Below are 20,954 nucleotides of genomic sequence, written 5' to 3'. Positions count from 1 at the left end.
GCCGTCAGTCCAGCAAGCGCCGGGATGCCTATCGTACGCCCGTGAAGCCTCACGAACCGCTCTGGGGCTCGGCGCGCCGGATTAGCGTAGACCGGATTGCGTGACACATAGATTGGCCGATAGGCGCTCGGCCTTCTGTACAGACTGGGAGCGACATACCTAGGATGAGCGAAGTGCACCTTAGGTGCGTAGACCCGCGCCGCTGGTGCAGCCCGGTGGACGGGCGCGTATCGCATTGCGGGAGCCGCCCGATACGAACCGCCGGACCTTGTGCCGCCACCGTAGGAATGGCCCCCGCCGGCTCTCGCAAAACATGGTGTTGAGGCTACCACCGCGGACAGCGCCGCAGCGACCAGCAAAAACCTTTTCATATCGATCGCCCTGAAAACAGCTTTTCTCAAAGAGCGACAGTGTCCCGCAACCTGCGGGCGTGTTCAAGTGGCTATTTGGTCTTAGCCTTTAGCCCAAGCTCAACCGGCCCGGTAGATGGCTTCGGGGCGGCCAGGCATCGGCTTGATGAGCGGCTGGGATTCCGCGCGAGGACGTATCTCCCGGCGTCCTGCTAAAGCCGCCGCCTGAGAAGCCGCCGAGCCGCACGTCTGAGGGAGACACCCACGCCAATATCAACTCTGACTCTCCGCGCCGCGATTCAGTTCACGATTAATGCGATCCTTGACCCGACGGACCGCAAGAAGCTGCAATCGCGTTTGGGTCTTGCCACTGATCGTCTTGCCATCGATCTTGAAACTGTAGCGCCACTCGCCCGGCAGCGCTTCTCGAATGCTGAATTGCACGCCTCTGTGTTGCATAAGTTACTTCACTCCCAATCACACACGTTGCTGCTGTCCGGCTTCACGTCCGTCGAGTGCAGATTGAGCTATGATTCCTCAATCACGAATACGTTGGCAAATACGGAAGAGGACCGCCGGTCCTATAGGACCGGCGGCCAAGTCAAGGGAGGAAACGCCCGTAAGGGCAGCGGTAGCAAGACCTACCGCATGGCACCGCCAATCTCTTGGCGGATCTCGAATAAGCGTCCTTGCGGCCAGACTAAAGATGACCCGCCCCCTCAACGAATGGAGGTCGTGCGAAGAGGTCTGCGCAATGCAGGCCCGAAGTAATTCAATTGAGACTGCACGAAAAGAAAAACTTGAGTACGGGGCGTACCAACCGAGCTCTTTCGCGCCTTCTTGTCACAACTTCACAAGGCAAGAGCGGCTCACACGACGTTGCGCCGAATTGGTTCATCAGGGCGCAGCTCGCCATTCCAGTTCTGCGAATTAGCCATCAGGCGCGCGATAAAGTCTCCAATTCAAGCTCGGAAACTGTCTGCCAATCGCAAGAAATTCTTGAGCAGCACGTCACCTTGTTCCGAAAGGACGGACTCCGGATGAAACTGTACGCCATAGGTCGGATGATGCCGATGGGCCAAGGCCATAATCTCCCCTTCGCTTGACCGGGCGGTCACCCTGAGATGCGGTATGTCCGGCTCATCGAGTTCGACCGCCAGAGAATGGTAACGCCCAACAAAAAGTGGAGACGGGAGTTGTTTGAACAAGTCTCGGCCGTCATGGGTTATATGTGAGGCTCGGCCGTGCATGGGACAACGTGCACGTACGACGCGTCCGCCAAAGGCGCTCGCAATACACTGGTGCCCAAGGCAGATGCCAAGAATTGGAACACGACCTGAAAGCTGGCGGACGACGACGGTGGATATGCCGGCCTCGGTGGGCGTGCAGGGACCAGGAGAGATGACGATTGCGCGCGGCTTGAGCGCGACAAGGCTGGTGAAGCTGACGGCGTCGTTCCGGACCACTTCCGTCTCTGCACCAAGCTTGCGGAAATAGCGCGCGATATTGAACACGAAGGAATCGTAATTGTCGATGATGACAATCAAGGAGCACCAGATAGATCGGCACCAAAGGCGTCGAAGAGCCGCTGTGCCTTGGCAAGCGTCTCTTCATATTCGGCTTCAGGGTTCGACATCGCCGTTATTCCACCACCTGCATGAAACGTAGCCAGATCGTCGTCGATCGTCACAGTGCGGATCGCAATGTTGGTGTCCATATGTCCATTGAATCCGATGAAGCCGATCGACCCGCAATAGACCTCTCGCGCCACTTTCTCGATGTCCGAAATGATCTCCATTGCGCGCACCTTTGGAGCACCGGTCACGGAGCCACCCGGAAAACAGGCACGAAGTAGACTGACAGCGTCCTGGCCTGCAGCAAGTGCGCCTCTCACGATCGAGACGAGGTGGTGCACTGAGGCATAGGATTCGAGGTTACACAGTGCTGCAACCTCGACCGAATGGTCTGTACAAGCCCGTGATAGATCGTTGCGCAACAGGTCGACGATCATGATGTTCTCGGCGCGGTCCTTTTCGGATCCGACAAGCAGTTCGGCGCGGCGCCGATCTTCCTCGGGATCAGCGGAGCGTGCGATTGTGCCCTTGATGGGGCGCGTTTCGACGACCTGCCGTCCGTCAAGCTTCAGAAATCGCTCAGGGGAGCTTGATGCAATCGTCAGCTTGTCGTAGCACAAAAGTGCTGCAAAGGGCGCCGGGTTCAATGACCGGAGCTGGCAATAGAAGGTGAGCGGGTCGAACAGGGGCGACACCCTGGCACTGAAACGTTGCGCGATGTTGGCCTGGAATATCTCCCCAGCCAGAATCAATTCGATGACGCGCTGGACCGCACTTATGAAGCCTTCACGGCTAAAGTTCGAATGCCATGCGCCCGCCGTGCTGGGGATTATAATCCGCGGCAACCTTGACCTGGCAAGCAACGCTTCAAACTCGCCGGCGCGACGACGGGCACGCTCGGTTCGTCGAGCAGGGTCCTGCTCCGGCCATCCGGTCGAGACGATCCAGCACCTGCGGTCCCGGTGGTCGAAGCTGACCACCACGTCATAGAAATGTAGAATCGATTGAGGTAGCCGGAGACCGGGAATTGACGGGGTCGGCAGCTGCTCCAGTGTTCGGTTCAGATCGTAAGCAAGGAAGCCGGCAGCGCCGCCCTGGAAGGGCGGAAGATCGGGGCGATGGGCTTGCCGGTACCTGTCGAGAAGGCCGCGGAGGAGAGTCCATGGATCGCCCGGAAGGACCTCTCCGTTCCAACTTGCCTGTCCATCGGCGACCAAATAGCTGCCGAACGGTTCGCAGGCCAGATATGAGTAACGCCCAAGCAGCTCATGCTCTGCCGCGCTATCGAGGAAGGTGAGCTGCGGCCGCTGCGCCAGGCTTCGCAGCGCCTTGGTAGGCTCGATCCACGCCAATTCGCGCGCGTGCATAGGATTATCCGACGAGCAGCAGGTTGAGAGACCCCCGCCGATTGCAATCGCATCCTGAAGAAGGGCCAGTCCTGTCCGACACCTACAACGCCTCGAGGCTGATCAAGCTAGCGGCCACCTGGTCGGCTGCGCCGAGCAACTTGGTTCAATCCTGCCGTTCCAGCAAAATGCACATCTGCTGATAGCTCGTAGTCAGCGGCAAACCGCAGCTCTCGGAGTGGCCGTACGCACCGGATCGCTTCTCGATATGAATCGTGCGATTTGTACGAAGCGAGATCCGCCTCGCTGTCGAACTCGCCGTATACCACGACGTCGATATCGTTGCCGAGCTGATCGCTCTTGCGGTTGCGTGCAATCTCGAGCCGGCGTGCATATGGGATTGATGTGAGAACCGATAGACCTTCGATGATTTGGTCGATATCGGCCGCATCTTTGGCTGTGAAGAGGACGATGTGACGGATCATGGTGGTCGCAAATGTGACGGCGCAACTCGGCCGCATTCTTATATTGAGATCGATCTCAACGCAATGCTGGAGAGGCGTTGACAGTCGAAGGGGTGTTTGGGCCTGGTACGAGGGTGTAGAGCGTTCATCGCGCGAACCCCGATATGGCCGCCTGAACCGGTGCTGGGTGTCAAAGAGCGTGATACGGCTCTCCGCCGGACGGCGATACATGAACTGCTGAACCTCTGCTTTTCGCGAGTGTAAAGTAGATATTACAATCGGTCTGAATGGTGCGGCTGCGCGGCTCGCAATGACCGGCGACAAAGTGATCATCGTTGCATATGCCTCCTTTGACGAGGCGCAGGCCACTTCTTTCATGCCGCGCGTTGTGCTGGTTGATCAGGAGAATCGTATCTTGCCAGCCTGAAGGCGAAAGCGCCGATGTTCGGTCTCGCCCTGCTGTAAGGGCACAATGATCGCGTGCCGGTTGATAACACTCGTTGTGATTGGTGCGTGGAAAAGGGGGGAAACGGGTCGTATGGGGAATGTGGTGAGGAGTTTCTGCAGCATCATTTTGTGTACGAGATGATCGGTCTCATCATCTCGACGACGCCAGACTGATGAGCTCAGCCGTCAAGAGCGCTGGCTACTGTCCTAAGCGTACCGTTGCGCGTCTATTCGGATACATCCTGTCCAGCGTGAGGGCATTGGTCCGATCTGGACGATGTTTGTGCGCCGATAACAATCTCAACCTGTCACAACGTCTGAAACGCAACTTAGGGGATGGTCGCAATGGCCGGCGCCGCACCATCTATGGCTTCGCCTATCAGGCGGCATCGAGGACGACCCCCTTTGGTTCATGGACCATGTAAGCGCGAGGGCGATAATCTTTTGCATAGCAATTGTGTCGCCACGAGTGAAGCGATGGTGGATCGTTGCAAAAGCGCCGAGCGTCATTTTTGCGCTAATTCGGAGCCCCGTCTACTCAAACGGGCGGATCGCAGGTTGCCGATCTCGCCATGACCGCAAGGGCTCTCTCGACTGGCGCACGCTTGCGCTTCACTAACATCGGATATTCGTGGGGGATAACGTGCGTACAATCCTGGACGCGTTTGTCGACGAGGCAAGAGGTGATGGTCGATGAGGCGACAGCAGATTGTGGTGACTGGAACAGATACCGGGGTCGGAAAAACGGTTTTTTGCGCGGGGCTCGCCAATCTCCTGGGTGCGAATTATTGGAAGCCGATTCAGGCCGGCCTCGAGGTGGAGACCGATGCCGAACTCGTCGCACGGCTTGGCGGTCTTCCACCTGAGCGCATCGTACCGGAACTCTATCGCCTGCGAACGCCTGCTTCGCCCCGTCATTCCGCCGAGATCGAAGAAATTCGCATCAACACGGATTCGCTCAATGTGCCGAACACCGGCGAGCGGCCGCTCTTGATCGAAGGCGCTGGTGGGCTGATGGTGCCCTTGAGTGGCGGCACGCTTTACATTGACATCTTTGAGCGATGGCGCCTTCCTGTCGTGCTTTGCGCGAGCACATCGCTCGGAACAGTTAATCATTCCCTGTTGTCAATAGAGGCTCTGCGAAAGCGCCAGATCGACATTCTCGGGATCGCTCTTGTGGGCGAGAGAAATTCCGAAGCTGTGAGCGCAATTTGCGAGATCGGCCGGGTGCGTTGGTTGGGGCGATTGCCTTGGATTGATCCTTTATCGGCAGACGCGCTGCAAGCTGCCTTTATGACGTCATTCCGACGTGATGACTTCACGCCATGATGTGCGCGAGGCTGTTCATCTTGCATTCCCTCACGCCACAGGCGCTTCAACACTGGATGACAAGGGTTGCGCGGTGGTCTATTCGCGAGCCAGGTGATCTTTCACTTGAGCAAGGTGCTGCCGGCACTTCAGGCAAGTGATCGAGAGCGGTGTCCGACCTCGCTTGCTTGCGAATACGAAGAGCCTGGTTCTGTGCGTAGCGTACAAAGGACGCGCTTTCTGCGAGATGAATAACGCGCTAGTCGTGTTGAGTGGGCGCCGATTCCGCACTACTTGCGCGCGCCCGAAACAATGGCAAAACGAACCGACGGCCCGGCATCGACTTGAGATGACGGAAGACCGTGTCCCGGGGGCTACAGTGGCCAACAATGAAATTGCCTACGAAATCGATGACAGAAAAACCGTCGATCAAAATCTCTCGGCGCTCTCGGCCGCGCTCAAGCAGATCGACGATCCTCTTGCCGGTGTGCTGGAAGGGGTGCTTTCACAGCTAAGCCTGGAAATCGCCCCCGATCAGGATGCGCTCCTGGACGCATTGTATGCAGCGACTGCGCCGGTCGAACCGCAGCAGACCTCGTCTGAAGAAGGCAGTGTGTGATGAGCGGCTGGTACCTTCAGAAGGTGTCCATTGAAGGCTTTCGTGGCATCAACAACGAGGGGGCTCCCCTTGCTCTCAAACTCAAGCCGGATTGCGTCAACTCCATCTCCGCGCCGAACGGGGTTGGGAAAACCTCGATTTTTGATGCAGTGGTGTACGCAATTACCGGTCGCGTTCCCAAGCTCGACGATCTGCCCGCGGCTGAAAAGGGCTCATCGTATTATCTCAACCGCTTCCATGCGGGTGGTGTGGGAACCATCATCCTGACGCTCGCGCCTGCTGGCGGCGGCGCCGAGGTCGATGTGACCGTCCGGCGCGATGCAGCCGGTGGACGGACGGTTGCGGCTAGTGCAGGAGCGGATGGCGATGCGATCCTGGCCGACCTCAATCGTGAGTTCGTGCTTCTCGACGGAAAGACATTTCAGGACTTTATCGATTTTTCGCCCCAGAGGCGCGGTCGATCCTTCGCCGGGCTACTTGGTCTGAAGCGCTATTCCTCGCTGCGGCAGGGATTGGCCTCCCTGACGCACACGAAGGCATTCAACAATCACTTTGGCGTCGCCGGCAAGGAAGCCAAGAAGAGCAGCGCGGTGGTGTCCGTCCAGCGGGCCCGAGCCAACATCAGAGAAGCCTTCAAAGCGCTTGTCGGAGCCGAGTACGATCCTGCGGAAGCCGAAACGACTATGCTCGCGCAGGCGCATTCCGCCCTCATTAGCATCGAGCTGCTCAGGCCCCTATGCGAGGAACGGACATTTGAGGAGATCGACCCCTCCGGTTGCGTCGATGCTGCGAAAGCGGCCGAGGGAGGGGAGGCAAGGACAGAGCTCGCGAATATCCTGCGCGAAGAGGCGAGGTGGGCCGAAGCTCTGAAAGCCGCGCCGAGCGAAGCGGACGCTAGACGCCTCGTGGAACTGGCCGATGCTCGCGACGCGGCCTTAAGGCTCACCCAAGGAGATCTGTTCCGTCAGCTATACAGTCTTAGCGAAACGATCCTGGCGAGCGACGGTTGGATGGACAAGTGCGTCTGCCCAACGTGTGATCAGTCCGACGCCGGTTCGGTTCTCGATCACGTCCGTGACAAGATTGCGGCTTTTGAGGCGGTGGAGACCGCTTCTGCCAATCTGGCCCATGAGTGGACCCAAAAGGGTTGGAATCAGCTCGACGATCTGGAACGGTTGAGCAAGCAGGCAGATGAGCAAGCCCGGCTCGCCGAGGCAAAGGATGTCGGATTGAAAGGCGCTTTGGACGGGACGCGGGTACGCTCGGTCACCGAATGGCTGAAGACGTTGACCGATCGCGCCGTCGCCAAAGTCAAGCAACTCGCCGACAGCAAGGCTATCCTGGAGAAGAGCCTTCCCGAAAAGCTCACGGCTGTGGTGGAAAAAGCTGAAGCCGCCCGTCGCCTTCAGAGCAATTTATCGGACCTGCGCGCTGCCGTGCGAGAGCACTCCGCGGTATTGGCGGACCTGGCGCGAATTGCGCGGGTCAAGGACTTCCTCGACGCGGCGAGCTCATGCTTTGCCGGCGCCGAGTCAGCTGCCAGCGCACGTCGGCTCGCCGCCATCGAGCCCGTCACGCGAACGATCTTCGCGGCGATCATGCATACCGATGTCGTGCCGGCCCTGAGGAAGCGCGCCGGCAGCGAGGATCTATCGATCTCCCTCGCTCAGTTCTGGACACTGCCAGACATCTCGGCGCAGGCCGTCCTCTCCGAGAGCTATCGCAATGCCTTCGCGATCAGCGTCTACCTGGCGGCCGCCTCGCTCTATGGCGGGGGCGCCAAGTTTCTGATTCTCGATGACGTGACATCGAGCTTTGATTCCGGACACCAGTTCCATCTGATGAACGTGATCAAGGGACAGTTTGCCCGCCCCGGAGTCGCGGATGGCCCGCAGGTCATTCTCCTCAGCCACGATAGCGTCCTGGAAAAGCTGTTCAACACAAATGCGAATGAGGGCGGCTGGTGGCATCAGTGCATTCAGGGCACCGCTCGGACATCGGTGCTGCCGCAGTCGGGCGCAATCCACAAGATCCGCGATGCGACGCATAGCTTTCTTGATACCGGGAATACGGTCGATGCCGCACCCCGGATCAGACAGTATCTCGAGTTCAAACTCGAGGAGGTCATCTCAAAGGTGGGCATTCCCGTGCCTATCGGCATAGCGTTCAATGACGATAAGCACATGGCTAAAAACCTGATAGATGCCATCAAGGCAGCCGTCGATCTCCACGACGCGGCCGGCCGCTTGGTCCTGGAGCCAGCGCAAATCGCCGGCCTCGGCACGTCGGTTGCGACCATCGTGAGCAACTACCTCTCTCACTGGTCGACGGCACAGACCCACGCCTTCACGGCACCAGCCCTTAAAGGCGTGATGCAAGCGATCGAGAATTTCGCAGCTTGCTTTCAATTCGAGCAACCGGCAGGCTCGGGTCAGTACCGCTACTACCGATCTCTTAGCCAAAGGACTTGAGAATGGGCGGGGGGCTTCGAGCCCGGCCGCGACATCAGGTGGATGGGGGGGCTTGTCATGACGTCGGCGATCTAGGAGATTGAGCGTATCCTCGCCGCGAGCACCAGTTGCTTGGACCAATCAAGCTCTGGCTGGAGCAGGAGTTGATCTGCGCTGTCGGCATGATCCGGTACTCGTCCCGTTCTTGTAAGCGAACCTCATGCCACTGACCCCCGATGAGTTCTCCCATCAGAGTAAATTGAAATCTGCGCTTCAAGCCGAGAGGAGCGCGCACAAGCTGGAAAGACTTGCGGCTGGACTCATCGGCCGGCTGCTCGGTATTTCGATCGCGGTGGCAAAGTCAGGCTTTCAACACGGTGGCGATGCGGGGGCGGTTGGCCAGCAAGATCGCCGGTTCCGATTGGAATGCAAGAAGTATGGCGACGACACTAGCCTGAGCGATCGCGAGCTCCTTGGTGAAATTGACCACGCATTGGCACGCGACGAGGCGCTTGAAGCATGGATCCTGATCGCCACTCGCAAGGTACCCGAGCAACTCGCCCAAGATCTCGTGCAAAAGGGCGAACGGCTCGGCGTTCCGGTTCTGGTGATCGGCTGGAATAACCATGAGCCCGCGCCTCTCGCTGCCCTGTGCGCATTTGGCCCCGACCTCGTGCAAGCAGAATTCTCCGAACAAGCAGCCAAAGAGGCGCGCGCTCTCCAAGTTGCCATGGGCGAGACCATCGCCACTCTGCGCCGAAATCTGCAGGTTTGGTCACTTGGTTTCGAATGTCTGCGATCGGATGCTCGTCGCAAGCTTCACGGTATCTGGACCTCGCATCGTGTTTCGAATGCCGAACTTGGGCAGAATGCGGCAGGAGGTGCCCAGTCCAAGAGGGTTCGCCGTCAAACGGTTCACGATGCGCTCGATGCCTGGTGGCGGGGGCCAGCAGTTAATGACGCGCCGGCAGCGATCATCGGTTGGGACGGCGTCGGGAAGACCTGGGCCGCGCTCGACTGGCTTACTGGCCGTATGGACGAACAGCCGATTGTCCTCACCGTTCCCTCTTCCGCACTTGCCGGTCTGACCAGTATTTCGGAATCGACCGTCAGGCGCATTTTGGCTGAGCGCCTCTATGAGCTTACCGGCGCGCGCGAACCCGAGCATTGGTTGCGTCGCCTAAACTACTTGCTCAAACGGCCCAAGGACGAGGGGCCAGTTCTCACGGTTCTGTTCGACGGCCTCAATCAGGAGCCAACGGTTCCGTGGTTGGCGCTACTCAAGGCCGTCCAGGGCGTGGCCTTCGAGGGGCGGGTGCGTGTGATGCTAACCACGCGCAGACATCATTTCGACGACAAACTCTCGGGTCTGCGGGGGCTTGTCGTTGCAGCAGCGCCCATCGTCGTCGACGTCTATGATGCCACAGCAGGCGGCGAGCTCGATCGGATGCTCGGCTTCGAGAACCTCACTCAGGCTGATTTGCACCCTGAGCTCGTCGAACTTGCCCGCACGCCGCGCCTGTTCAATCTTGTCATCCGCTTTCGCGACAGGCTCGTGGAGGCAGGTCAGGTCACGGTCCATCGGCTGTTGTGGGAATATGGGCGGGACACTTTCGGCGATCGCGCCGGCAAATCCTTCAGCGAAAATGAGTGGCGTGCGTGGCTCTCCGAAATCGCCGGTCGTTACCGCGGCGGCATCAAGGAATTCTCGCTCAAGAGCCTTGGCGAAACGGCAAGCCGGCCCGATCTCTCCGAACGTGAGGTATATGCCCGGCTGAGTGATATTATCGACGGGCGCTTCGCAAAGCCCGGGCCGTCAGGCACAATGCAACTCAGTCCGACCGTCGTCGCCCACGCGCTTGGGGCCGCGCTACTTGCGCATCTCGATGCCTATGGCGGAACGACCTTCGCAGCGGCGGAAGCCGAGGTTACGCAATGGCTGGACCCGATCGCTGGCCTGGATCAGCGCGCTGAAATTCTCCGGGCGGCCGTATCGATTCTTGTTGAACGGGGAGGGCCGTTCACAACGCCCATCGGAGGCGCTCTGGTGACCGCGTGGCTGCAAACCCAAAACGTCACGGATGGCCACCGTCGAGAGCTCGCTAGCCTGGCACAAAGCATTCCCGGCGCGCTTCTCGACGCGGTGGAGCAGTCGGACGCTCACGCACATGCATCCGCGCGGATGTGGGCTGTCAACGCGCTTCGCGCCATCCCACGCGAGGACGGCTCGCAATTGACGGCGATCGCGGCGCGGGTCCGTACCTGGTTCTCCATCGTATCGCGCGAAGTCGACAACAGGCCGGACGCTAACGCTGATTCCGAGAGACGTCGTGAGGAGCGTTATCGCGGCCGTGTCGGGATCGATGTCTCCGGGCCGTTGACGGTGCTGGGCGTTACGCTTCGTCTCGTCGACCGCGACGATGGCAAGTTGCAGGCCACGGCACCTGCGATCCTGGACGGATTCCCTCTATCAAAGATCGCGCCGTGTTTCGAAGCCCTGGCGGTAGCTTCGGCGGTTCGTGGACACGCCAGTGCTTGGCCGGGCCTGAAGTGGCTGTGCTATTTGAACGAGGTCGATCCCGAACTCATGGCCGACGTCCTGCGCGGCGTGTCCGAGGATATCCGCTCGCGTGTGCCCGAAGCCGGTATTCATCCGCAGCTTCCCGCACGAGCTGCGGCGCTGCTGCTCCCGCTGAGCGGGCTGGAAGTCGACGAGGAAAGTGCCGCCACGCTCGATCCCCACATCGACCGGCGATATACCTACGAGAAAGATTACCTACCAAACCCGAGCCGGAGTTTCTTTGCCCTTGAACGCCGACACGCCGGCATTGCGCTGGAGGATAAGGAGCGCCCACTCCATTCCCGCCTGCACCGCACCGGCGAACTGTGGCTTGATCCGACTTTTCAGCCACCACCCGGCTTCGTGGACGAATTGCGCTCCGCTGCCGTCGCGTTCGACGTGACGAAGCTGAACCGGGAGATGGGACACACCCCTGAAGAAATATTCTTTGAAGAGCTCCAACCGGCGCTCGCGCGATGTGCTCCGGACGTCCTGGCCGCTTTGCTACGCCGTAAAATGAAAAGCTTCGCGTCGTGCCCGCCCGAGTCACGCTATTGGAGCGCCGTTCACGCTACCGAGTCGTTCCTCCTGGCAGGGATAGCGGAGGTGCCGGCAGCAAAGGCTTTGCGCCTGAGCGCGCACGACAAGGACGAAAACGAAGATGCGATCGCGACAATCGAGTTGCTGAAGATCGAACTGCACTCCATTGGTGATGCGCAGAGTCAGTTCGACAGCCTGATCGCGGCCGATCTCAAGTTCATTCCCGCCGATCTAGACGAAGTCATGCGAACCCCGTCGGCAGCAGATGTTGACGCCCTCATTGCGAGGTATGGCGACGCTCCAGACAAACGACGGCGAGATCTTGTCGTACTTTTATCGATTCACCCGAGCGACTTCAGCGACAGCGCCTGGTCGTGGCTGATAAACCTGATCGACGAACCGGATCATGAGCTGGACGGTGTGCTGTTTCGCATGCTGACGCTCGCCGATGCCGTTCGCTTTGGACGCCATCTTGCTGCAAAGGCCTGGGGCTGGAGCCCATCAGCTCACATATGGGTTAACCATTATGGCACCGGCGCACTGATCAAGGCCGAATCGGCTTTGCCCTTTGACCAATTGGGGCCACGGCTTGCGCCGTGGCGTTTGCTCGAAGCGGCGCGCGAACGTGGAGCCGATCCCGCCGAGGTTCGCTTTGCTGCCGAGATTTTTGGTCACGTTCTGGCCGCCAATAAAATCGCGGAACCGGACCCCGGTTCGACACTCACGGTCGATCGTACGCAGACGAGGTTCACACCGACCTTCGTTTCGATCCAACCACGGCCAGATCTCCAGGAGCGGAGCAACCCTGCAGCGTCATTCCGCGCCGCGCTCGATGCCGATGCAGGTATAAAGGCTCACGAACGTGCGATGGAGACCGCCACAGCGCGTATCGAAGAGGCGAGGCAATCGGGAGCTAGCCTCTATCTCGCCGACATTCATGCCATCGACCTCGATCCTGTGATCCAACATGCATCCGACATGATCGAGCGCTGGGTCGAAGGCTGGCACGACATCAGCACGGATTTCCGCAGGCGCGTGCGCCTCGCTGAGACCGCGTTCCTCGCACTCTGTGAGGCGTTGCTCGCTCGGGAACCCACCCGCGGTACCGGGCTGTGGCGCGCACTGCGCATGACAGTGACAACGCGCTACGTGGGCCCGGCTGGTGTCGACGAGTTGTTGCACATGGTATTTCGCGTTCCGGATTCGGCACCCGTCGTCGCGCTTCGGGAAGAACTCATAAGCCTGCCGTTCTGTCACTCGGATAAGAATCTCTTCGATCTCGCCGTGGCGGCTTCCTATAATGGCAAGGCGGCCTGGATTGCCGACATTGCTGCCGCCGACCGCCCGTCGTCGCTGGCGTGGCGACAACGACGTGGCGCGCTGCTGGATGGGCTCGGCACCGATAATGTGCTCCCTGTCCCCGAGGCCTGGCCCGATGGGCAGATACGCACGGATAGTGCCGGTCTGCGACTCAAGGCCGCGCGACTGCGCTGGCGTGAAGCTTGTGCCCATCATTGGTGGCAGACCTATCTCGCAGCTCAGAATGTGGTTGAAGCTTATGCCGCTTGGGTCCTGTTTTTGCGCTCGGCTGACGCGCGCGCGTGGACCTGGATGCGTGCTGATGTTGAACGACAGAATAAAAGTGACGGCCTCTTTGCCCTTAAGCTTGCACATATGCAGCTCAACAGAGCTGGACTGAAGCGCGCGATGGACAAGATCTTCGAGAACAGCGACAAGAAGTTCCTGGATCACGACATCGTGGGAGGGATCGGGCCTTGGACGAACGCGAGTAACGCCGACTAGGCGCCGCCCCGGACGGTCATAGGTATCTGCTGCGCGGTAGATCGCATGCCTACCAAGGAGTCGAATGCAAGGGCCGATCGATCGCGCACCCGTGAAACCCACCAGACGGGGTCAATCCCACGGCTCGAATCGTACGAGCCATCGAAACATTTTTTCGTCGCAGGTCAGTTCACTCCCATGCTCTGACGATCAGAGCTTCGGAAGGCGAGGCCCGCAGACGAGCGCGTCCAGCGGTTTCGATTTCAATCGGCATGTCGATCACGGGCGCGCTGAGACGCGCGATTAGGCCACCCGCTCATGATTGGGACAGTCGCTGATCCCTTTGCACAAACCGACGCCTCTGCGCTGTCATCGGTTCGCTGCAACCTGGTCTGCAGCAGCCTCATCCTGAGCGATCTTGCGTAGAGCGCCACGGATGATTTTGCCCGTGGTTGTCATGGGCATCTCGTCAATAAATCGTACTACGCGCGGATATTCGTGCGCCGCCAGTCGTGATTTGACGAAACTTGCAATGTCGTCAGCCAATGCATCTGATCCGACATATCCGTCCTTAAGTACGACATAAGCGGCCACGACCGCACCGCGCAGTGGATCCGGCTTAGCGACGACCCCGGCAAGACGGACAGCTTGGTGCACTAGCAGGCAATCCTCGATTTCTGCAGGGCCAATCCTATAGCCGGCCGAGCCAATGACATCGTCGTTGCGCCCCACAAAGCGCAGCCGGCCCTCAGCATCGCGTGACCCTTGGTCCCCCGTGAGAAGCCATTTCCCATCCGGTCCTTCTACAAACTTTTCGCGCGTCGCTTCGGGATTTTGCCAATAGCCGATGAACATCACGGGGTCGGGCGACAAAACCGCCAGGGCGCCTTCCGTCTCGTCAGGTTGGCGAATGCCGGTCGCAGCATCGATTACATCAACAACGTGACCAGGCACGGGCCGCCCCATTCTGCCCGGCAAGGGCGATTCTAGCGCTGCACAGGAAGAAACCAGCATGTTGCACTCGGTCTGGCCGTAAAACTCGTTGATTGTGACCCCGAGCGTCGTACGCCCCCATTCGATCAATTCTGCTCCCAGCGGTTCGCCGCCGCTGGCGACCGAGCGAAGGTGCACCTCAGGCGTCTTGCTCTCAGGCAAGAGCTTCATCATCTTCAACGCGGTAGGAGGCAGAAAGGCATTGCGTATTCGAAAGGTCTTGATCAGGTCGAAAGCCGCTTCTGCGGTGAATTTCGTAAACCGACAGGCGACAACCGGGATACCATGATGAAGCGCCGGCATGAGCACATCGAGTAGACCACCAATCCATGCCCAGTCTGCGGGAGTCCAGAAACGATCTCCGTCTTGAGGGAGAAACTCGTGGCTTATTTCGACGCCCGGAAGATGTCCCAACAGAACCCCATGGGCATGAAGGGCACCTTTAGGGTTTCCTGTGGTACCTGACGTGTAAATTAGAATTGCTGGATCATCGGCGAGTGTCGACACGGGTTCGAAGCCATCTGATTCTTCCGCGCAAAGGGCGGCAAAACTCTTGGCCGGTCCAATTGCGCCGTCAACGCAGATGATCAGCTCCAATGCCGGAAGCTGTTGAAGAAGAGGCTTTATTCGCTCGACGCCCGAGGCGTCAGTTATGATTGCTCTTGCGCCAGAATCTGCCAGGCGATGTAGAAGGGCATCGGGTCCAAACAGTGTGAATAGCGGGATTGAGATGCATGCGAGTTTTGCGAGCGCAACGTGGGCCGCCGCTGTCTCGAAGCGTTGAGGCAGCATCACACCAACCCGATCGCCCATTTCTTCGGCACGTCGGCCAATGCCGCGCGCGCCCAAGGCATTAGCCAGCCGGTTCGAGCTTGCCTTCAAGTCGGCGAAGCTGTATTCGCGCGTCGATTTTCCTGGCTCTACGTCAATGATCGCCAGTCGACCAGGCTCTTCATCGGCCCACCTGTCACATATATCTGCACCGATATTGTAGTAATCGGGGATATTCCACCGAAACTCATTTCGAACCTCATCGAACGTTTTACCTCTTTTCAGCATTGCTATCCTCCGTCCGGTGTTTGAGAAGGCCGCCATCCCTGGATCTGAGCTCCGGGCGTTAAGCGTTCTTCGGCTACTGCGCTCTCCGTCGTGTTTTTCAACGACGGCTCCATTGTCCTGGCGTCCGCCAGCATCAGTGGGTCTCTCCGTGGAGCAGCCGGCGCCCCATTGCCGAGTTCGTTGCCACGGCCCGTCCCGTTGTCCCTTTGTCCGTGCCGCGCAACCAAATCTGAGTAATTCCAGGGCGGGAAAAGCCCAATTCCGACGGTACGTATGAAAAAAATATCTCAAAGGAAAGAAAATATTTGACTTTGATCTATAAGTTTCGTTTTCTCGGGTAATCCCGTATGGCAGTCGCCGCCATCTAACGGCTTGGGTGATGTGTTGCAGTATTCAGAAACCTTCCCGAGTTTGCTCTCGCCGTCGGACCCGCGCCCGGTTGAGCTGGTCAATGCCGACGGACGTGCTGACTTTGTGCTGGTTTGCGAACACGCGGGGACCGCTGTTCCACGGCGGCTCCGGAGCCTTGGTCTGCCCGCGGCCGAAAGTCTTGGACATATTGCCTACGACATCGGCGCCGAGGATGTGGCGCGCCGCCTTGCGGATCAGCTTGATGCTCCACTTTTCCTGCAGCGCTATAGCCGGCTGGTCGTCGACTGCAATCGCCCGTTTAGCGCGCCCGACTGCATTCCGGAGGTGAGTGATGGGACAGTCGTGCCAGGCAATCTAAGTATCGCTGAGTATCAGCGCCGGCAGCGTTATACGGAGATCCACGAGCCGTTCCATCGGGGCGTGGCGCTCCTTTTGGATCGTCGGGCGGCCGCCGGTTCGCCGGCCGTCTTGGTCGCGGTGCATAGCTTTACGCCGCGGCTGGCAGGGGGACCCCGGCGACCTTGGCAACTCGGCGTGCTCTCCAACCGTGACCGCAGCTTTGCCGAGCGTTTCCTTAGCTCCTTTCAGAGGCGCAATCCAACGACGATCTCCGCGCACAACGAGCCGTATGTCGTTGACGATCAGGGCGACTACACGATCCCAGTGCACGGAGAGGCGCGCGGCTTGCCGCATCTGCTGCTTGAAATTCGGAACGATTTAATCGGCGATCCCCAGGGGCAGCACAGATGGGCGAGCTCGATCGCCAATGGGCTGATCGATGCGCGAGAGACAAAGCATGTCAACGACTGAATTCCCGACGACACGCGAGGTGCCGCTCAATCCGAAGGAGTCGGCATTGTTGTTCGTCGACGTGCAAAACTTTTGCGTACGACGCGATGGCGGTGAGTTCAAGGATGTGCCGGACGCCGAGATCGCCCACAAATATGGCTACTATTTCGATCGCTTGAATAACCTTGCCATACCCAACATGCAGCGACTGCAGGCGGCGTTTCGTGGGGCAGGCATAGAAGTACTTTACACCACGATCGAGAGTCTCACCAAGGATGGTCGTGATCGCAGCCTCGATTACAAGATCACGGGCTTCAATGTCCCGAAGGGCTCATGGGACGGCAAGGTTATCGACGAACTCGCCCCCGGCGATGACGAAATCGTGCTGCCGAAATCGTCCTCGAGCGTCTTTGTGTCGACCCACATCGATTACCTGCTGCGCAATCTCGGGGTTAAGCAACTGGTGTTGGTCGGACTGGTTACCGATCAGTGCGTGGAATCTGCGGTGCGTGACGCCTGCGATCTCGGCTACCTCGTGACGCTCGTGCCAGATGCTTGCGCCGCCTATAGCCAGGACCGTCACGACAATACTCTGCGAGCGATCAAGGGGTATTGCCGCCAGGTCGATACCGACGCGCTGCTCGACGAGATCGGACGGCGCTCGGGATAAGTAAACGAGAGCAAGTGAATCGCCAAGCTTTGCGGTCACGCGGCGTTACCGTGTGGCTCGCCCGGACATACTGATCGACGAGTGGCGGTCGCGCGTTGGCCGCCATGGCGAAACGCCAATTTATGCTGGAAATCAGGAGGGGTTCCAAATGGGCAATTTAGATGCCGCGGTGAAGGCCGCCTGGAGCGCGATCGACCGCGAGCGGAGTTACACGACCGAGCTCACTCAAAGGCTCGTTCGAATTCCCTCGGTCAATCCGAAGTTCGTCAATGATCCAAGCCAAAACCGCGAGAGCGCCGTCCAAGACCTGGTTGAATCGGAGTTGACGTCACTTGGTATGGCGATCGACCGGTGGGACGTCTTTCCGGACCGGCCGAACGTCATCGGTCAGCTCACCGGCTCGGAAGAGCGTAGCCTGCTCCTGTGCGGCCATATCGATGTGGTGCCGGTCGGTGAGGCTGGCACCTGGACGGTCGACCCCTTCGGGGGTGAGATCAAGGATGGCAAGCTTTACGGGCGTGGGGCCATCGACATGAAGAGCGGCGTCGCAGCGGCCATTGCTGCGATCCGGGGCATCAGGGCGGCAGGTATCGAACTCGAGGGACGTGTTGCCCTCCATTCCGTGGTCGATGAAGAAGCTGGCGGCTTTGGTGCGATAGACGCCGTCAAGCGCGGCTATCTCGCCAAGGCGGCGATCATCACTGAACTGACGATGGGCGATATCCAAGTCTGCGAAGGTGGTTTGGAATGGATACGCATTACCATCACCGGCCGACAAGGCCATTCGGCGTGGCGCTACAACGAGATTTGGCCGCAGCGTGACGCACCTGATCGGCTGCGGCCAGCCGTGAACGCGATCGATATCGCAACCCGTTTTCTGGACGCGCTCAGGAATTTCGAACATTCCAGATGCCGCATGCGTCAGCACCCTCTGCTGCCGCCCGGCATGAACACGATCAATGTCGGGGCGATGCGCGCTGGCGCCGGGCTTGGCCCAGACGGGCTGCCGCTCATCATGACCAATCCCGCCATCATTCCGGATGTGGCCGTCATCGACCTCGACTACAAATTCCTGCCCCACCAGACCAAAGAAGAGATTCGGTCTGAGTTTGAAGCGTTCGTGCACCACTTCTGCCAGCAGGATCTTTGGTTGCAGAAGAATCCGATCAAGGTTCAATGGGAGCTCGGTGGCCTCCATTTCCCGCCTATGGACACCGCGCCGGATCATCCACTCGTGCAATCGCTCTTGAAGCGTCGGACCCAACTTGGCGGCAAGCCGAAGATCTCGGGAATGATTGCCGTTGTCGACGCGGCGCACTACGCCGGCGCGGGAGTGGATGCTGTGATCTGCGGCGCAACCGGCGATGGTTTCCACGGCGCCGACGAGTACGTGGACATCGCCTCGTTGGAGGAGACGACCAAAACCTTGGCCGCCGGAATCATCGATTGGTGCGGAACCAAATAATTCATCTCAAATGCAGTGAACAAGTGCAGTGAAAGAGGGGATTGCCACCATGAAACGTTCTAGTCTTTGGACCAGTCTGGTCGTTGCTGCGTTCGCCGCGGCAGCACCCGCCCATTCCGCTGATCGAATCGCCAAGATCGGTGTCCTCGCGCCGCTGACCGGAAACTCGGCTGCGGATGGCAACGAAATGATCGACGGCGCCAAGCTCGCCGTTGACGAAATCAATGCAGCCGGCGGCGTGGCTGGCTACAAGCTGCAGGTGGTCGTCGGCGACACACAGAACCAGTCCGCCGATGCCGTGACCAGCGCAATCGAACGTTTGGCGGGCGACCGCGAACTGAACGCCATCCTCACCGGCTACGCCAGCGGCAGCAATTTCGAAATCGAGCTCATGGCCGAGCAGGAGATGCCGTACCTGATCTGGGCGAATTCGGCTCAGACGCGGGACATCATCGCGCCCCATCCGGACAAGTTCCCGACTGTCTGGTCAATGGCTCCGTCCTTGGACGAGTACAATACGGCGATGGTCCCTGTTGTTAAGGCCCTTCTTGCAGATGGAGAGCTCAAGCTGCGGAATACAAAAGTGGCGCTGATCTCGTCAGACAATCCCTATTCGAAGACCATCATGAACGGGCTGAAGAAAAGCTTCGAAGGCGCCGGCTGGACTGTGACGTCGGCGGATCTTCTGCCGTTTGGTGAGATCGACAACTGGCGAACTTTCCTTGCCAAAGTCCGCCAGGATAATCCGGCCATCATCATCAATACCGACTATCAGCCGGGCAATGCCGGGAAATTCCTGACCCAGTTCCTCGAGCAGCCGACGGACAGCCTGGTCTTCATCCAGTATGCGCCTTCGGTCCCTGAATTTTTGAAGTTGACGGGCAAGCAGGCCACCGGCGTCGTCTATAACCTTTTGGGCGGCACGCTCAACACGCCTGCGAACCCGCGGGCTGCTGAGGTGATCAAAAAATATCAGGACAAATACGGCCACGAACCAGGCACATACGGGCCAGCGCTCTACGAGGAGGTCATGGTCTATGCCGATGCCCTGGCGAAGGTGGGGGATCCGGCCAAGCGGCAGGCTATCGGCAAGGCCATTGGCGACACCCGCAAGCAGATCGTCAGTGGCAAGCTCTCCTTCGACCCGAAGACGCATCTTGCCGACCAGGGCGACAACTCCATTCCAATTCAGTTCTTTCAAATCTGGGACGGTAAACGGGTTCTGTTTTACCCCAAGCAGTATGCCGACGGCGAGTTCCGTATGCCTCCGTGGATGCAGCAATAGCGCGACCGGTCCTCGCGGCCACGCGGCATCGCCGCGTGGCCGATTGATTCACCGAGCCACAGGCGAAGAGCACACATGCCAGACCTCAATGATGACAAGCCGCTGCTCGAGATACGCCAGGTGAGCCGACGCTTTGGTGCACTGGTCGCGATCGACAATGTTTCGTTCTCGGTCCGCAAAGGCGAGATCTTCGGCATTGCCGGTCCGAATGGTAGCGGCAAGAGCACGCTCTTCAACGTCATCACTGGGATTCCATTTCCTCCAAGCGAAGGCGAGGTGCTTCTTTCCGGCAAGCCAATGCATCGGCTGAGCCCGCATCAGATCAGCCGCGCGGGCATCCTTCGCACCTTCCAGAAAGATGCCGAGTTTGCCACCCTGAGCGCGCGGGAGAACGTCTATGCAAGTGCCGCGTATTGCGCCCAGATGACTTCGGCCGATGCGAAGGATGCCGCTGAACAGGCGCTCGATGACGTGTCGCTGGCGGTTGAACGACGGGCGAAAGCCGCCGCCGACCTCTCGGTCTTTGAGCGCAAGCAATTAATGATCGCTTCTGCAATCGCCGGCCGTCCCAAGGTGCTTCTGCTCGATGAGCCCGCCGCCGGTCTCACCAAGCCGGAGATATCCGGCCTCTCCGACCTCATATTTACCGTGCACCGACGCGGTATCACCGTCGTCCTCATCGAGCACGTCCTGCCGCTTCTGTTGAACGTGTCCGAACGCCTGATGATTCTCAATCACGGCGCCATCATCGCCTCGGGAAGTCCGGCGGAGGTGGTGCGCAACGCGGAGGTCGTCGAAGCCTATCTCGGCAAACGGGAGACCAGCCTTTGAGCGACAATACGAACGCACTCGAAATCGTCGGGTTGCGAGCCGGTTATGAT

14 protein-coding genes and 1 pseudogene are annotated in these 20,954 nt (G+C 59.2%); 10 read left to right on the top strand and 5 right to left on the bottom strand.

Annotated features, from left to right (window positions below):
* Positions 1 to 623: 623 nt before the first annotated feature.
* From AC1VNY_RS26030 to AC1VNY_RS26015, 4 genes are all read right to left on the bottom strand, one after another.
* Positions 624 to 794, bottom strand: coding sequence for a hypothetical protein (locus AC1VNY_RS26030; protein ID WP_170991560.1), 171 nt, complete (start codon positions 792 to 794; stop codon positions 624 to 626).
* 518 nt (positions 795 to 1,312) lie between these two features.
* Positions 1,313 to 1,897, bottom strand: coding sequence for an anthranilate synthase component II (locus AC1VNY_RS26025; protein WP_482407337.1), 585 nt, complete (start codon positions 1,895 to 1,897; stop codon positions 1,313 to 1,315).
* Positions 1,894 to 3,291, bottom strand: a complete 1,398-nt coding sequence (gene pabB / locus AC1VNY_RS26020; RefSeq protein WP_482407336.1) for an aminodeoxychorismate synthase component I — start codon at positions 3,289 to 3,291, stop codon at positions 1,894 to 1,896. Before pabB ends, AC1VNY_RS26025 begins: the two co-directional genes overlap by 4 nt.
* Before the next feature lie 107 nt (positions 3,292 to 3,398).
* Positions 3,399 to 3,755 carry a Dabb family protein gene (locus AC1VNY_RS26015; RefSeq protein ID WP_137479441.1) on the bottom strand — a complete coding sequence of 119 codons (357 nt, stop codon included), beginning with the start codon at positions 3,753 to 3,755 and terminating at the stop codon, positions 3,399 to 3,401.
* Positions 3,756 to 4,011: 256 nt separating this feature from the next.
* Between AC1VNY_RS26015 and AC1VNY_RS26010 the strand changes: the two are divergent.
* The 5 genes and pseudogenes from AC1VNY_RS26010 to AC1VNY_RS25990 form a co-directional block, all read left to right on the top strand.
* Positions 4,012 to 4,161, top strand: a pseudogene (locus tag AC1VNY_RS26010) (aspartate 1-decarboxylase); the annotation flags it as partial.
* 713 nt (positions 4,162 to 4,874) lie between these two features.
* Positions 4,875 to 5,510 carry a dethiobiotin synthase gene (gene bioD, locus AC1VNY_RS26005; RefSeq protein ID WP_482407335.1) on the top strand — a complete coding sequence of 212 codons (636 nt, stop codon included), beginning with the start codon at positions 4,875 to 4,877 and terminating at the stop codon, positions 5,508 to 5,510.
* Between the two features lie 358 nt (positions 5,511 to 5,868).
* Positions 5,869 to 6,108 (top strand): hypothetical protein, encoded by a 240-nt coding sequence (locus tag AC1VNY_RS26000; RefSeq protein ID WP_482407334.1) that lies wholly within the window; start codon positions 5,869 to 5,871, stop codon positions 6,106 to 6,108.
* Complete coding sequence (locus AC1VNY_RS25995) at positions 6,108 to 8,579, top strand: AAA family ATPase (RefSeq protein WP_482407333.1); 2,472 nt, start codon at positions 6,108 to 6,110, stop codon at positions 8,577 to 8,579. The genes AC1VNY_RS26000 and AC1VNY_RS25995 overlap by 1 nt, the downstream gene beginning before the upstream one ends.
* A gap of 199 nt (positions 8,580 to 8,778) precedes the next feature.
* A complete protein-coding gene (locus AC1VNY_RS25990) occupies positions 8,779 to 13,461 on the top strand; it encodes a hypothetical protein (RefSeq protein ID WP_482407332.1) in 4,683 nt (1,560 codons plus the stop codon).
* Positions 13,462 to 13,809: 348 nt separating this feature from the next.
* On the opposite strand, the gene AC1VNY_RS25985 is transcribed toward AC1VNY_RS25990, so the two are convergent.
* Positions 13,810 to 15,492, bottom strand: a complete 1,683-nt coding sequence (locus AC1VNY_RS25985; protein ID WP_482407331.1) for an AMP-binding protein — start codon at positions 15,490 to 15,492, stop codon at positions 13,810 to 13,812.
* A gap of 384 nt (positions 15,493 to 15,876) precedes the next feature.
* On the opposite strand from AC1VNY_RS25985, the gene AC1VNY_RS25980 reads away from it, so the two are divergent.
* From AC1VNY_RS25980 to AC1VNY_RS25960, 5 genes are all read left to right on the top strand, one after another.
* The gene (locus AC1VNY_RS25980) at positions 15,877 to 16,674 is read left to right on the top strand and encodes an N-formylglutamate amidohydrolase (RefSeq protein ID WP_482407330.1); all 798 of its coding nucleotides are present in this window, start codon (positions 15,877 to 15,879) and stop codon (positions 16,672 to 16,674) included.
* On the top strand, positions 16,661 to 17,323 hold the full coding sequence (locus tag AC1VNY_RS25975) for a cysteine hydrolase family protein (protein ID WP_482407329.1): 663 nt from the start codon (positions 16,661 to 16,663) through the stop codon (positions 17,321 to 17,323). The genes AC1VNY_RS25980 and AC1VNY_RS25975 overlap by 14 nt, the downstream gene beginning before the upstream one ends.
* Positions 17,324 to 17,471: 148 nt before the next feature.
* The gene (locus AC1VNY_RS25970; protein WP_482407328.1) at positions 17,472 to 18,788 is read left to right on the top strand and encodes a M20 family metallopeptidase; all 1,317 of its coding nucleotides are present in this window, start codon (positions 17,472 to 17,474) and stop codon (positions 18,786 to 18,788) included.
* A 49-nt stretch (positions 18,789 to 18,837) separates the two neighbouring features.
* On the top strand, positions 18,838 to 20,073 hold the full coding sequence (locus AC1VNY_RS25965; protein WP_482407327.1) for an ABC transporter substrate-binding protein: 1,236 nt from the start codon (positions 18,838 to 18,840) through the stop codon (positions 20,071 to 20,073).
* Positions 20,074 to 20,148: 75 nt separating this feature from the next.
* A complete protein-coding gene (locus AC1VNY_RS25960; protein WP_482407326.1) occupies positions 20,149 to 20,904 on the top strand; it encodes an ABC transporter ATP-binding protein in 756 nt (251 codons plus the stop codon).
* Positions 20,905 to 20,954 lie beyond the last annotated feature (50 nt).

Source organism: Bradyrhizobium ferriligni, from assembly GCF_056837965.1.
This window is presented reverse-complemented; position numbering and strand designations above follow the sequence as displayed.

Coding starts and splice junctions, on each gene's coding strand:
- pabB (WP_482407336.1), bottom strand. CDS start 3,291: ATGCACGCGCGCGAATTGGCGTGGATCGAGCCTACCAAGGCGCTGCGA.
- AC1VNY_RS26015 (WP_137479441.1), bottom strand. CDS start 3,755: ATGATCCGTCACATCGTCCTCTTCACAGCCAAAGATGCGGCCGATATC.
- bioD (WP_482407335.1), top strand. CDS start 4,875: ATGAGGCGACAGCAGATTGTGGTGACTGGAACAGATACCGGGGTCGGA.
- AC1VNY_RS25995 (WP_482407333.1), top strand. CDS start 6,108: ATGAGCGGCTGGTACCTTCAGAAGGTGTCCATTGAAGGCTTTCGTGGC.
- AC1VNY_RS25990 (WP_482407332.1), top strand. CDS start 8,779: ATGCCACTGACCCCCGATGAGTTCTCCCATCAGAGTAAATTGAAATCT.
- AC1VNY_RS25985 (WP_482407331.1), bottom strand. CDS start 15,492: ATGCTGAAAAGAGGTAAAACGTTCGATGAGGTTCGAAATGAGTTTCGG.
- AC1VNY_RS25975 (WP_482407329.1), top strand. CDS start 16,661: ATGTCAACGACTGAATTCCCGACGACACGCGAGGTGCCGCTCAATCCG.
- AC1VNY_RS25970 (WP_482407328.1), top strand. CDS start 17,472: ATGGGCAATTTAGATGCCGCGGTGAAGGCCGCCTGGAGCGCGATCGAC.
- AC1VNY_RS25965 (WP_482407327.1), top strand. CDS start 18,838: ATGAAACGTTCTAGTCTTTGGACCAGTCTGGTCGTTGCTGCGTTCGCC.
- AC1VNY_RS25960 (WP_482407326.1), top strand. CDS start 20,149: ATGCCAGACCTCAATGATGACAAGCCGCTGCTCGAGATACGCCAGGTG.